Here is a 12150-nt window from a genome sequence, read left to right as displayed (position 1 = left end):
CCGTGATGGAGTTCGAGAACCGGCTGCAGGACCGCCGGCAGTGGTCGATCGGCGATGGCTGTTCGATGTCGAAGGTGCTCGAACTGTTGAGCACCAAGACCGCCTTCCAGGTGGTCCGCGAATTGTTCTTCGGCACAACGCGGTTCGAGGATTTCGTGGAACGCATCGCGACGTCGGCGCCTGCGGTGTCGCGGGCGCTCAAGCAACTCGAGACGGCGGGCATCGTCGAGCGCGTTCCCTACCAGGAACCGGGGCAGCGCGCCCGCGATGAGTACCGGCTGACCGGGGCCGGGGAGGACTTCCTGCCGGTGTTCATGGCGCTGGTGCAGTGGGGGGACGCGTATCTGCAGGACGGTTCCGCGAAGCTGGCGTTCGTCGACGCCGACACCGGCCGGGCCGTCGGGGTGCGGGTGACCACCGACACCGGCGCACCGGGAAAGCGGTCCGCCGACATCCGGGTCCAACGCGCCGCCCCATCGCGGCGCCACACATGATTGGGTAGAGCGAAGGCGAGCAACCGGGAGGGACGCATGACTCTGGTGGCCGGGCGTGGTCCGCTCAGCAGCGATCCCGCGGGGCGCTTCTCGCCCGCGATACCCGACGGCGTCGTCTACGTCGAACCGCATCCCCGCCGCGTGCAGGCCGTCAAGGACGGCCGGGTGGTGATCGACACCGAGCGGGCGCTGATGGTGCACCGGCGCGGCCGGCCGCTGAGCTACGCCTTCGCGGCCGACGAGGTCGGCGACCTGCCCAGCGAGCCGGAACCCGAAGCGCCCGGTTATGTCCAGGTGCCCTGGGACGCGGTCGACGCCTGGCTGGAAGAGGGGCGCAGGCTCGTGCACTACCCGCCCAACCCCTATCACCGCGTCGATTGCCGTCCCACCCAACGCCGCCTGCGCGTCCGGGTCTCCGGCACCACACTGGTGGACACCGACGACACGGTGATCGTGTTCGAGACCGCGCTCGCCCCACGGCTCTACGTCGATCCGGCACACGTGCGCACCGATCTGTTGCGGCGCTCGGAGACAGAAAGTTACTGCAATTACAAGGGTTTCGCGACGTACTGGTCGTTCGTCTCGGGTGGGGACGTCGTCTCCGACGTCGCGTGGAGCTACCCCGGCCCGCCGCCGGAAAGCCTGCCCATCAGGGGATTTTTGAGCTTCGACGACACCCGAGCCGAGGTGACGGCCGAGCTGCCGCTCAGCGACCGTAGCTAGGACGCCCGAGCCCCAGCTCGTGCTGGGCGATCATGTTGCGGAACACCTCCATGGTGCCGCCGTAGATGCCGGCGGGCACGCCGTGCCGGAAGATGAACTCGATGGCGCCATCATCAGCGAAGTCCGCGGAACCCGGTGTATCCGTGGGCAATGCCGATGCCGTCCCCAGCAGGTCCATCAACTCCTGGGACACCTCACGCATGGTCGCAATGAGCGCCACCCGCCCGTACATCCCGGGGGTCGACATGGCCGCTTCGATGCGCGCCATGGCACGCCCGAGCCGGTATTTCGTGGCGTCGTCGTCGATCGGGCTCCGCCCGGACGCATCGGGCGTGCCCAGCACCGCCGCGACGCCGTCGGCCGCCTCGGCCATCAGGTGGCCGTGCTCCGACAGCATCGAAATGTTCTGCAGGCCATGGTCTTGCGCGTCGGTGATGCCGTGTTCGGCGTCGAGGGCGAACCGCATCACCGTCCAGCCGCCGTTGACCTCACCGATCCGGTAGAGGTCATCGACGCGAACGTCGCTGTAGTACACGATGTTGGTGCGGTCGCCGTCCACCGTGCGGATGCCCTGGATCTCGATGCCGTCGGAATCCAGCGGCACCAGAAACATGGTCAGGTTCTTGTGTTTGCGCCCCTGCGGGTCGGTGTTGGTCAGCAGGAAGACGTACTTGGCGTTCTGCGCGTTCGAGGTGAACATCTTGGAGCCGTTGATGATCCAGCTGGACCCATCCGCCTCCCGCACGGCCCGGGTCTTGCAGGTGGCCACGTCGGAGCCGCCTTCGGGCTCGGTATAGCCCAGGCAGAGCCGGATCTCCCCGGACAGCACGCCCGGCAGGATCGCGTCGGCGAGTTCGGCCCTGCCGAATTGCTGCACCAGCCGCGCGACGACCGCGGTGGTGCCCCAGTGGAACCACGGCGTGTGCGCGCGGCCGATCTCGAGGTGAAATATTCGCCGTCGCACCGGGTCGAATCCGCCTTCGGACTCCTGGTACCAGTCCGATGTCAGGTAACCCGCTTCACCCAGCGCCAAATGCACCGGCTCGCTGAAGTTTTCGCCGGTCTCCCGGTCACGGCGACGGATTTCGTCGGTGACGTGTTCGGCCATGAAGGCCCGGGTCTCATCGAGGAATTTCTGATCCTCGGGGGAAAGGTCGACGCGGGAGAAGTCCATCAGGCCGCGTCGACGACCAGGGTGCGGAACCGGTCGAGGGTCTCGAGCGCGTGCGTCATGCTGTCGCCGGGCAGGTGGATGCTGACCCACGTCACGCCCAGCTTCGCAAGCTTGTCCAGCCCCTCGAGGTAGGCGTCGGCGTTGAAGTCGTCGCTCGCGGGGCTGCCGCCCTCGAAGTTGGTGAAGGTGATGTCGATCGCCGACCAATCCCGTTGCGCCGCATCGCACCTGCGCCGCAGATCGTCGATGCCGTCGGCGAGCTTCGCCACCGAGTCGATGACGGCCGTGCCGGCCGTCTGGGCCAGTTGCGGGGGTGCGGGAAAGGGGCACCAGCCGTCGCCGTACTGGGCCACCCGCTGCCGCGATGACGACGTGTTGCCGCCGATCCAGATCGGCGGGTGCGGATCGCTGACAGGCCGCGGATGCGCGGTGATGCCGCGCGCGCTGAAATGCTTGCCCTCGAAGGAGATGTCGTCGCCGGTCCAGATGGCCCGGATCACCTGAAGCGATTCTTCGAACAGCTCGGCGCGCTCATCGAAACTCACGCCGAGCGTCGCGAACTCGCGCTTGAGGTAGCCCACGCCCACCGCGAGCGTGAACCGGCCGCCGGAGAGCAGGTCCAGGGTGGCGCCGGACTTGGCCACCACGAACGGGTTTCGGTACGGCAGCACCACGATGTTGGGGATCAGCCGCAGCGTGGACGTCGTGGCCGCCGCGAAACCCAGGGCCACGAAGGGGTCCAACGCGTCGTGCCCGCCGGCATCCAGCCATCGCTGCGAGGGCGCCGGGTGGTCGGTGAAGCCGAAACCGTGGATCCCGGCCGCCTCGGTCGCCGCGGCCACCTTGCCAATCCCGTCCCCGCTCACCAGCTCCGGGTTGTACGGATGACTGTGCATCGGGTGGGTGATGGTGAACCGCATGGCCGTTAGAACCGGGCGCGCGAGTCGATCGCGGTGTCGCTGGTGCGCAGCGGGCGAATCAGCGCCTCCTGCGCGAAGGAGGCCAGTAGGTCGCCCTCCTCCGCGTGCACGGTGCCGCGCACGTACGACATGCCCGCGCCGACCTGGGTGCTCTCGTGGGTGTAGAGCAGCCACCCGGTCCAGTCCACCGGTTCATGGAAGGCCACCGAGATGCTCATCGGTGCGGTCGACACGGTCAGGTGCGCCTGGGCGGTGCCGATGCCCTCGTGCGCCCGCATGGTGGTGGAGATGCCCAGGTGGCCGGTGAAGTAGGCGAGCAGCGCCTTGGCCAGCTCGTCGCGGGTCGGGATCGGGTCGTAGTGCAGCCACGCGTAGAGCTCCGGCGGGCCGACCTCGTCGGGGCTGTTGACGTCGACCACGTCGACGAGGCGCAGTTCGCGGCCGACCATCGGCATCGGCGAGTGGTTCGCGTCGGCCGGGGCGGCGACGTCGGGGCGCGGCAGGTGGTGCCGGATGACGTCGTCGGTCGGGACGTCGGCCAGCACGGTGATGCTCAAGCAGCGCCGGCCGTTCTGGTGCACGGCGACCACCGCCGTGGCGGTGGACCGGCCTTCGGACACGACGTCGAGGACGAGTTCGATCGGCGGGCCGACCACCACGGCCCGGGAGAACACGGCGTGCGCCGAGCGCACCGACTTGTCGGGGAATCGCTTCGCCGCCGCGACGATCGCCTGCGCGAGCACCTGGGTCCCCTCGACGACCTGGCGTTCGTCGCCCGACGCGATGCCGGTCGCGCCGGTGAACCGGTCGTCCCCGTCGGCCTGCACGTCGAACAGATCCAGCAGGCCCTGCACGGTCCATTCGGTCTGCGCGGATTCCTCAGACGCCTTCGTCAATCCACTGTTCCTCTCGCGCTCGCGGCTCAGCGCTCAGCGTGACACTTTGAGTAGGATTTGTAAAGCTCGGCTAACAAGACGGCGTCCCCGGCGATCGACGGGGTGGCGGAACGCACAGGGAGGCAACACGATTGGAGGCCCGGGCAGGGCGTCACGCTTTTCTCCCGGACCATGACGATCGAGGCGTACAAGCACGCCCCGCTGCCCGATCAGCTCTTCGTCCAGGCCAATCCGGCCGGGATCGACGCCTACCACGAGGCCGTGGCGCGGGAGCTCGCCCGATCGGCAGATTGACACCGGTACCCGCGGTGCATGACACTTTTTCGGTGTTTTGTAAAGCGGACCGATTTGCCGACGGCGGGGACGGATGATTCCCGAGCCGCTGGCCAACGGATTCTGCTTCGGCGAGGGCCCGCGCTGGTTCGAGGGCCTGCTGTGGTTCTCCGACATGCTGGGCGAGGCCGTCCACACCGCGACCATGGGTGGCTCGCTGACCACGTTGCCGCTGCCCGGTCATTCGCCGTCCGGCCTGGGCTTCCGGCCCGACGGGTCGCTGCTGATCGCGTCGACCGAGGACCGGCAGGTGCTGCGCTATGACGGCGAAACCGTGGTCACCATCGCCGATCTCGCCGACCTGGCGCCCGCCAACCTCGGTGACATGGTCATCGACGACGCGGGCCGCGCCTACATCGGCTGCCAGGCGCTGCACGGCGGGGTCATCCTCCGTCTGGACCCCGACGACGGTGCGACGGTCGTCGCCGACGACCTCGACTTCCCCAACGGCATGGCGATCACCCCGGATCGCACGACACTGATCGTCGCCGAATCGACCGGGCGGCGGCTGACCGCGTTTTCCATCGCCGACGACGGCGCCCTGTCCGACCGCCGGGTTTTCGCCGACGGCCTGGACGGCCCGCCCGACGGCATCGCGCTGGACGCCGGGGGTGGGGTGTGGGCGTCGATGACGCTGGCCCATCAGTTCGAGCGGATCCTGGCGGGCGGCACCGTGACCGACCGCATCGACATGGGCGACCGCGTGGCGATCGCGTGCGCGCTCGGCGGTCCGCAGCGCCGCACCCTGTTTCTCTTGTCGAGCACGGAGGCCTATCCTCAGCGCCTGGTCGGCACCCGGCTTTCCCGGCTGGATGCCGTCACGGTGACCACTCCCGGCGCCGGCCTGCCCTGACCCGAGAGGTTGACGATGACCGACGCCTATTACGAGCTGATCGACCCGGCCGGTGACGACGACGCCGGATTGAGCGAGAAGTTCCGGGCGACCGACCTGGCGCGCGGCACCTGGTCGGCGGCCATCCAGCACGGCGGTCCGGTGTCGGCGCTGCTGGTCCGCGCGCTGGAGCGGTGCGAGCAGCGCGACGACACGCGCCTGTCCCGCGTCGTCATCGACCTGCTGGGCGGGGTGCCGGCCGAGGGCGACCTGTGGGTGCGCGCGCAGGTGCAACGCCCCGGCAAGCAGATCGAACTGCTCGGCGCCGAGATGCTCGCCCCCGGGCCCGACGGCACACCGCGCCCGGTCGCGCGCGCCAGCGGATGGCGGTTGCAGCACCAGGACACGCAGCCGCTGGCCCACGCCGCCGCGCCGCTGCCCCGGCCCCGGGCCGAGGCCTTCGACCGCAACCTGAAGGCGCGGGACTGGGACCGCAACTACGTGCACAGCCTGCAGTGGCTGTGGCTGACCGAGCCGCTGAGCGAAGGGCCCGGCGAATCGTGGATCAACCCGACGGTCGACCTGGTCAACGGCGAATCGATGACGCAGCTGGAGCGGCTGTTCGCGGTGGCCGACTGCGCCAACGGCATCGGCAGCAAGCTCGACATCACCAAATGGACGTTCCTCAACACCGATCTGGCCGTGCATGTATTTCGTGTTCCCGACGGCGACTGGATCGGCATTCGGGCGGAGACCAGCTACGGGCCGGACGGCATCGGGACGACGATCGGCACGTTGTTCGACGAGCAGGGCGCGGTCGGCGCCATCCAGCAGTCGGTGCTGGTGCGCCGGCGCCCGCCTCGGGCCTAACGTGGGAGCGAATGACCATGACACCTCGGCGAGAACCATGAGCCAGCCGGCCCGGGCGACGACGATCGCCGACACCGACACCTCGACGCGTCAGCGCATCCTGGCGGCCACCGCCGAGGTGCTCGGCCGCAACGGCAAGACCAAGCTCAGCCTGTCCGACGTCGCCACCCAGGCGGGCGTCTCCCGTCCGACCCTGTACCGCTGGTTCGCGTCGAAAGAGGAGCTGCTGTCGGCCTTTTCGAGCTACGAGCGCCAGATCTTCGAAAGCGGTCTGGTGAAGGCCACCGCGGGCTTAAAGGGTGTGGACAAGCTCGACGCGGTGCTGCGGTTCATCGTCGAGTACCAGCATTCGTACTCCGGTGTGCGCATGGTCGACGTCGAGCCGGAGCACACCATCGCCCAGTTCTCCTGGGTCATCCCGCAGATGCGCGAGGGACTGCAGCGCCACCTGCCCGGCCCCAACGCGGCGGTCAAGGCGGCGACTGTCATCCGGATTGCGATATCGCACTACATCGTGCGAAGCGATGACGCCGATCAGTTTTTGGCGCAGCTGCGCCACGCCGTCGGGATCAAGGGCAGCTAGTCGAACAGCACGGCGGCGTTGAGATAACCCGTCGGGTCCAGCGCGGCCTTGACCGTGCGCATCGCGGCGATGTCGGCGGCCTCGCGGGACATCCCCAGGTACGGCCGTTTGCGGCTGCCGACGCCGTGTTCGGAGCTGACGTTGCCGCCGGATCGCGCGATGAGGTCCATCATCGGCTCGTACAGCGCCCGCTCGCGGTCGGCCGGGCAGCGCAACACGTTCAGGTGCAGGTTGCCCTCGCCGATGTGACCGAACAGCACCGGCAGCGCGTCGGGCGCATGCGTGTGCACCAAATCGACTGCGTGGCTTTCGAATTCGCTGATCGCCGCCAGTGGCAGCGAGACGTCGAACTTCAGCGGCGGGCCGTACACGCCGAGCACGTCCGCCAGCGATTCGCGGACCTCCCATAGTCGTTGCTGCGCAGCAAGATCCACGCCGACCGCGGGATCGGCGCGCATCGGCACGTCGTCGAGCAGCTCGGCGAGCCGCTCGGTCTGGTCGTGGTCGGCGGCCAGTTCCACCAGCAGCAGCCACTCGCCGGCCACCGGGGCGCCGACGCCGCGATGCTCGGCTGTCAGCGCGGCGGCCCGGCCGTCGATCAACTCCAGGGCGGCGATGCCGTCGACGTCGCGGAAGGTGCGGCCCGCCTCGACAAGCGCCTCCAGGTCCGCGAAGCCGCAGATCGCCGTCACCCGATGCGACGGGGTGGCGTGCAGCCGCAGGTCCAGCTCGGTGATGACGCCCAGCGTGCCCTCGGCGCCCACGAACAGCGCCGGCAGGTCGTAGCCGGTGTTGTCCCGGCGCACCCGGCTGTGCCGGCGCAGCAGCGTGCCGTCGGGCAGCGCCACCTGCACGCCGACCACCTGCTCGCCCATGTTGCCGTAGCGGACCGTGCGCAGCCCGCCGGCGTTCGTCGACGCCATGCCGCCCACGGTCGCGGTGTCGCGGGCCGCCAGGTCCACGCCGAACACCAAACCCGCTGCGGCGGCGGCCCGTTGCACCGCGGCCAGGGTGGCTCCGGCGCCGGCCTGGATCCGGCGTTCGACCGTGTCGACGTCAGCCACGTCGTGCAGCCGCTCGGTGGACAACAACACGTCCTCGTGCTCGGGGACGGTACCGGCCACCAGCGAGGTCCGGCCGCCCTGCACCGTCACGTGCGCGCCGGCATCGCGGCACACCCGCAACACCTCGGCGACCTCTTCGGCCGTGCCCGGCCGCACCAGCGCGCTCGCCGTGCCCCGGTACCGGCCGGTGTGGTCGACGCTGCGCGCCGCCAGCACGTCGGGGTCGGTGACGACGTGGCTCGATCCGACCAGGCTCGCCAGGCTGCGCAGCATGATCGCGGTTATAGCACCGCCGCCGCGCCCGGCAATCACCGGGCGCATGCATCATTGCCCACCTCCGAGCGACAACGCGCGAGAACGACCTGGGAGCGACCGGAACCTCCGCCGATTGTCGCTCAAAGGCGGGCAACAGCAACATTCCCCGCGCAGCGTGAAGCCGCCAGCCTAGCCAGCGCGGCGCCCTAAAACTCCTTGTGATTGACGTCGGTGACCAGGCCGCCGTCCATCACGTACTCGCTGCCGGTGGAGTAGGACGACTCGTCGCTGGCCAGGAACAGCACGAAGGTCGCGACCTCACGAACCTCGCCCGGACGCCCGAGCGGGATGGTCACCATGTCCTCGGGCAGGTGGGCGGTCATCGGGGTGCGGATGAACCCCGGGTGCACCGAGTTCACCCGAATGTTGTGCGGCGCCAGCTCGAGTGCCGCCGACTTCGCCAGCCCGCGCACCCCCCACTTGGACGCGACGTAGGGGTGCACCATGGGCGCGCCGCGCAGCCCCTCGATGGACGACACGTTGATGATCGAGCCGCCGCCGGCCGCGATCATCGGCTCGACGGACGCTCGCATGCCCAGGAACGTCCCGGTCAGGTTGACGTCAATCACCTTCTGCCACTTGGCCAGATCGAAGCTCTTCAGCGGGCCGAGAGCGACGGTGCCGGCGTTGTTGACCAGCACGTTGAGCTTGCCGAATTCGCCGACCGCGGTGGCCACGGCGGCGTCCCACTGGTCGGGCTGGGTGACGTCGAGGTGCACGTAGCGCGCGGAGTCGCCGATCTCGTCGGCCAGGGCCTTGCCCTGGTCGTCCAGGATGTCGCCGATCACGACCTTGGCGCCCTCCTCGACCAGCAGCCGCGCGTCTTCGGCGCCCATACCGCCGGCGCCACCACTGATCAGCGCTACCTTGCCGTCTACCCGACCCACGTGGGTCTCCTTTCGATTTAGGTGGTCACCAAAGTGCTTGGTGCGTAAAGGCCTTTGCCCGTTACCAGCGGCAAGTCGAGAGTGGTGCGGATGCCCGGCGGCGCCGCGATCACGGCGGGGATGGCGTTGACCACACGGCCCGCGGCGCCCGCGATCGCCGCGTGGTTGTGGTCGCCCTTGCGGCTGCTCGGGATGATGTCGACCGCATACGACGGCTCGCCGGTGATCTCGACGCGGTAGGAGCCGTCGCCGGAGGCGGGCTGGGGCAGATCGGGGCGCAGGTCCGGCCGCAACCGGGTGACGTGCTCGATGACGATGGCGGGGTGGCCCTTGACCATGCCGCGAATTTCGAACTGCAGCACGGCCACGGTGCCCTTGGCCACGTGACCGACCGCGATGTCGAAGTCCTCCGGCGCGGGCTCGCGCTGGTAGGACTCGGTGATCTCGTCGACTTCGATGCCGAGGCCGGTGGCGAGCTGACGGATCGCGGTGCCCCAGGCGATGCTGAGGATGCCCGGCTGCAGCAGCATCGGGACTTGGTCCATGGGCTTGGCGAACCCCATGTAGTCCATGACCTCGGTCCCGTTGTACGACGCGTAGTCGTGAATCTCCATGCAGCGCACCTGCTCGATGCGCTGACAGGTGCCGGCGAGCGCGAACGGGATCAGGTCGTTGGCGAACCCCGGATCGACGCCACTGATGAAGATGCTCGAATTGCCTTGCTTGGCAGCGTCTTCCACGCGCGCGATGTACTTGTCTGGCATGACGCCCCACGGGTACTGCAGCAGGCCCGGCGACGAGCCGACGACGTTGATGCCTGCGGCCAGGATGCGCATGACGTCGGCCATCGCCTCGGGTAGCCGGGTGTCACCCATCGCGCAGTAGACGACGCAGTCGGGCTTGGCGGCGATGATCGCGTCCAGGTCGTCGACCGCCGTGACGCCGGTGACGACACCGCCGTCCAGGCCGACGCCACACAGCTCGCCGGCGTCCTTGCCCACCTTCTCCGGAGTCGAGACGCACACCCCGATCAGCTCGAACTGGGGGTTGGTGATCAGTTCGGCGAGGGCCAGCCCTCCGACATTTCCGGTTCCGACGTGCGCGACGCGGATCGCCATGAGAGTCTCCGTCCCTGTAAAACCCTGGACAACTTTTCTAGACAGTAGTCCATAAATTTTGGGCAGCATACCTACCCGGCGGCACGCGGCCCGCGGGGGCAGAATCAAACCCTGATGACACCACGCGAAGACGTTCGGTTCACCTCCGGCGACGACCTGATCAGCGCTTGGCTCTACCGGCCGCCGGGCGACGGGCCCGCACCACTGCTGGTGATGGCGCATGGCCTGGGCGCGGTGCGCGGCATGCGCCTGGACGCGTATGCCGAGCGGTTCAGCGCCGCCGGCTACGCCTGCCTGGTGTTCGACTACCGCAACTTCGGCGACAGCGAGGGCCGGCCGCGTCAGGTGCTCGACGTGGGCATGCAGCTCGCCGACTGGGCCGCGGCCGTCGCCTACGCTCGCACCCTCCCGGGGATCGACCCCGACCGGATCGCGTTGTGGGGCACGTCCTTTGCGGGCGGTCACGTGATCGCCAGCGCGGCCCGGCTGCCCGGCATCGCCGCGGCCGTCGCGCAATGTCCCTTCACCGACGGCCTCGCGTCGGCGCGCACCATCACCAACCCGTTGATCGCCGCGCGCATCACCGCGCGGGTGGTGCGCGACCTGCTCGCGCGCCGGCGGGCCGCCCGCCGGTGATGGTTGCGACCGCCGGCAAGCCCGGCGAGGTCGCATTGATGAACACGCCCGACGCCTACGCGGGCTACCTGCGGCTGGTGCCCGACGGGCTGGACTTCCGCAACGAGGTCGCCGCCCGAATCGCATTGCAGGTCTTCGGCTATCGCCCCGGCCGCCACACCCCCGAGATCGCCTGCCCGATCCTGTTCTGCGTGTGCGAGGCCGACTCAGTGGCCCCCGCGAAGGCGACGCTGCGCCATGCGGCCAGGGCGCCCCGCGGCGAAGTCAGGCTGTATCCCGAGGGACATTTCGCGATCTACGTCGACGACGCCTTCGACCGTGTCGTGGCCGACCAGATCGCGTTCCTCGACAAGCACCTGCGCGGTTAGGGCCCCAGTGGAGACGTGGTGCGGATGGCTTCGTCGCGGATCAGCCCGCGCAGCAGCGCGGTGCTGAACTCGGCGGCGATCTCCTTGGCCGAACGCCTGCCGCTGGGCCGCAGCCAGCGGTAGCTGCCCAGCGTCATCCCGATGTAGCCCAACGCCACCACATGCGAGTCGCACTCATAGAACTCGCCACTGGCGATCCCGCGGTCGATCAGGCCGTGCACGTGTTGGTAGACCTGGGTTTCCTTCTCGCGGACCTCGGCGACCTGCTCGCTGGTGAACCATTCGGTGATGTAGGGCGCCTCCTGGAAGTACACCGCGGCGCGTTCCGGATCGCTGGCGATGCCGGTGAGCAGCCGGACGGTGTACTGGTAGAGGGCCTCGCGCGCGGTCCAGGACGGGTCGTCGTGCACGGCGGCCAGCGTGCCCTCGGCGGCCTGGCGGTAGATGTCGTAGAGGATCAGCGACTTGCTGGCGTAGTAGTGGTAGACGGTCGCCTTGTTCAGGCCGATCACGTCGGCCACGTCGTCCATCCGGGTGCCGTGATAGCCGCGCGCCGCAAACAGCTTGGTGGCGACCGCCAGCAGTTCTTCGCGGCGGGTCAGCCCGTTAGGGGTGATGCTGTCGCTGGGCATCTGTTCTCACTATCGTCGGTATGGCCAGGCCAGGGCCGGTTCGGCCAGAATAGCTATCAATCAACTGGTTGGACAGTTTATGCAAAACGCCGGGTGTCACGTGCAGCCGTATGCGACTAGACTCCTCATCGAGCGCGATGAGTCGAGAGGTGGGGCCGATGGATCCGAGTCCGGATTACGACGGAAGCGACGAGATCGAGTTCTTCATGCGCTACCTCACCTGGGGACTGCGCGGGGTCACCGACGGAAACGGATACCCGCCGCCGGCGTACCCGCCCGTCTAAACACCGAGCGCACAGGCGCTT

General features: G+C 68.8%; 13 protein-coding genes and 2 pseudogenes. 8 read left to right on the top strand and 7 right to left on the bottom strand.

The features are described 5' to 3' along the window. Positions 1 to 5: 5 nt before the first annotated feature. Together B9D87_RS20320 and B9D87_RS20315 are read left to right on the top strand one after the other, a co-directional pair. Entirely contained in the window at positions 6 to 494 is a 489-nt protein-coding gene (locus B9D87_RS20320; RefSeq protein ID WP_007769249.1) for a winged helix-turn-helix transcriptional regulator, read from the top strand. 36 nt (positions 495 to 530) lie between these two features. Beyond that, the gene (locus B9D87_RS20315) at positions 531 to 1217 is read left to right on the top strand and encodes a DUF427 domain-containing protein (protein WP_007769252.1); all 687 of its coding nucleotides are present in this window, start codon (positions 531 to 533) and stop codon (positions 1215 to 1217) included. Here B9D87_RS20315 and B9D87_RS20310 read toward each other — a convergent pair. From B9D87_RS20310 to B9D87_RS20300, 3 genes are read right to left on the bottom strand one after another with little or no spacing between them, the layout of a single operon-like run. Continuing rightward, positions 1201 to 2391, bottom strand: coding sequence for an acyl-CoA dehydrogenase family protein (locus B9D87_RS20310; protein WP_007769255.1), 1191 nt, complete (start codon positions 2389 to 2391; stop codon positions 1201 to 1203). The genes B9D87_RS20315 and B9D87_RS20310 overlap by 17 nt on opposite strands. Next, the gene (locus tag B9D87_RS20305) at positions 2391 to 3311 is read right to left on the bottom strand and encodes an LLM class F420-dependent oxidoreductase (RefSeq protein WP_007769258.1); all 921 of its coding nucleotides are present in this window, start codon (positions 3309 to 3311) and stop codon (positions 2391 to 2393) included. Before B9D87_RS20305 ends, B9D87_RS20310 begins: the two co-directional genes overlap by 1 nt. 5 nt (positions 3312 to 3316) lie before the next feature. Further along, complete coding sequence (locus tag B9D87_RS20300; protein ID WP_007769260.1) at positions 3317 to 4207, bottom strand: acyl-CoA thioesterase; 891 nt, start codon at positions 4205 to 4207, stop codon at positions 3317 to 3319. 135 nt (positions 4208 to 4342) lie between these two features. Here B9D87_RS20300 and B9D87_RS20295 point away from each other — a divergent pair. From B9D87_RS20295 to B9D87_RS20280, 4 genes and pseudogenes are all read left to right on the top strand, one after another. After that, a pseudogene (locus tag B9D87_RS20295) lies at positions 4343 to 4501 on the top strand (SRPBCC family protein); the annotation flags it as partial. 73 nt (positions 4502 to 4574) lie between these two features. After that, entirely contained in the window at positions 4575 to 5393 is an 819-nt protein-coding gene (locus B9D87_RS20290; RefSeq protein ID WP_007769264.1) for an SMP-30/gluconolactonase/LRE family protein, read from the top strand. 15 nt (positions 5394 to 5408) lie between these two features. Further along, a complete protein-coding gene (locus tag B9D87_RS20285; RefSeq protein WP_007769266.1) occupies positions 5409 to 6242 on the top strand; it encodes a thioesterase family protein in 834 nt (277 codons plus the stop codon). A 37-nt stretch (positions 6243 to 6279) separates the two neighbouring features. Then, positions 6280 to 6825 carry a TetR/AcrR family transcriptional regulator gene (locus B9D87_RS20280; RefSeq protein ID WP_007769268.1) on the top strand — a complete coding sequence of 182 codons (546 nt, stop codon included), beginning with the start codon at positions 6280 to 6282 and terminating at the stop codon, positions 6823 to 6825. Here the strand turns inward: B9D87_RS20280 and B9D87_RS20275 are convergent. The 3 genes from B9D87_RS20275 to B9D87_RS20265 all read right to left on the bottom strand — a co-directional run bounded on the left by B9D87_RS20275 (position 6822) and on the right by B9D87_RS20265 (position 10209). Beyond that, a complete protein-coding gene (locus tag B9D87_RS20275) occupies positions 6822 to 8162 on the bottom strand; it encodes an FAD-binding oxidoreductase (RefSeq protein WP_007769270.1) in 1341 nt (446 codons plus the stop codon). The genes B9D87_RS20280 and B9D87_RS20275 overlap by 4 nt on opposite strands. 188 nt (positions 8163 to 8350) lie before the next feature. After that, positions 8351 to 9091, bottom strand: a complete 741-nt coding sequence (locus tag B9D87_RS20270; RefSeq protein WP_007769272.1) for a glucose 1-dehydrogenase — start codon at positions 9089 to 9091, stop codon at positions 8351 to 8353. 17 nt (positions 9092 to 9108) lie between these two features. Further along, positions 9109 to 10209, bottom strand: coding sequence for an NAD(P)H-dependent amine dehydrogenase family protein (locus tag B9D87_RS20265; RefSeq protein WP_007769274.1), 1101 nt, complete (start codon positions 10207 to 10209; stop codon positions 9109 to 9111). A gap of 114 nt (positions 10210 to 10323) precedes the next feature. On the opposite strand from B9D87_RS20265, the pseudogene B9D87_RS20260 reads away from it, so the two are divergent. Then, a pseudogene (locus B9D87_RS20260) lies at positions 10324 to 11213 on the top strand (alpha/beta hydrolase). Here B9D87_RS20260 and B9D87_RS20255 read toward each other — a convergent pair. After that, positions 11210 to 11845: a TetR/AcrR family transcriptional regulator gene (locus B9D87_RS20255; RefSeq protein WP_007769277.1), complete on the bottom strand. Its 636-nt coding sequence runs from the start codon at positions 11843 to 11845 to the stop codon at positions 11210 to 11212. The pseudogene B9D87_RS20260 and the gene B9D87_RS20255 sit on opposite strands and share 4 nt — an antisense overlap. A 158-nt stretch (positions 11846 to 12003) precedes the next feature. Between B9D87_RS20255 and B9D87_RS26595 the strand changes: the two genes are divergently transcribed. Continuing rightward, a complete protein-coding gene (locus B9D87_RS26595; RefSeq protein WP_003874194.1) occupies positions 12004 to 12129 on the top strand; it encodes a hypothetical protein in 126 nt (41 codons plus the stop codon). The last annotated feature ends 21 nt before the right edge of the window (positions 12130 to 12150 follow it).

The sequence above is a fragment of the Mycobacterium colombiense CECT 3035 genome (assembly GCF_002105755.1).
GTDB classification, from domain to species: domain Bacteria; phylum Actinomycetota; class Actinomycetes; order Mycobacteriales; family Mycobacteriaceae; genus Mycobacterium; species Mycobacterium colombiense.
The sequence above is the reverse complement of the archived record's forward strand: the minus strand, read 5'-3'. Positions and strand labels throughout refer to the sequence as shown.

Coding starts and splice junctions, on each gene's coding strand:
- B9D87_RS26595 (WP_003874194.1), top strand. CDS start 12,004: ATGGATCCGAGTCCGGATTACGACGGAAGCGACGAGATCGAGTTCTTC.
- B9D87_RS20280 (WP_007769268.1), top strand. CDS start 6,280: ATGAGCCAGCCGGCCCGGGCGACGACGATCGCCGACACCGACACCTCG.
- B9D87_RS20310 (WP_007769255.1), bottom strand. CDS start 2,391: ATGGACTTCTCCCGCGTCGACCTTTCCCCCGAGGATCAGAAATTCCTC.
- B9D87_RS20255 (WP_007769277.1), bottom strand. CDS start 11,845: ATGCCCAGCGACAGCATCACCCCTAACGGGCTGACCCGCCGCGAAGAA.
- B9D87_RS20305 (WP_007769258.1), bottom strand. CDS start 3,311: ATGCGGTTCACCATCACCCACCCGATGCACAGTCATCCGTACAACCCG.
- B9D87_RS20320 (WP_007769249.1), top strand. CDS start 6: ATGGAGTTCGAGAACCGGCTGCAGGACCGCCGGCAGTGGTCGATCGGC.
- B9D87_RS20275 (WP_007769270.1), bottom strand. CDS start 8,162: ATGCTGCGCAGCCTGGCGAGCCTGGTCGGATCGAGCCACGTCGTCACC.
- B9D87_RS20315 (WP_007769252.1), top strand. CDS start 531: ATGACTCTGGTGGCCGGGCGTGGTCCGCTCAGCAGCGATCCCGCGGGG.
- B9D87_RS20290 (WP_007769264.1), top strand. CDS start 4,575: ATGATTCCCGAGCCGCTGGCCAACGGATTCTGCTTCGGCGAGGGCCCG.
- B9D87_RS20265 (WP_007769274.1), bottom strand. CDS start 10,209: ATGGCGATCCGCGTCGCGCACGTCGGAACCGGAAATGTCGGAGGGCTG.
- B9D87_RS20285 (WP_007769266.1), top strand. CDS start 5,409: ATGACCGACGCCTATTACGAGCTGATCGACCCGGCCGGTGACGACGAC.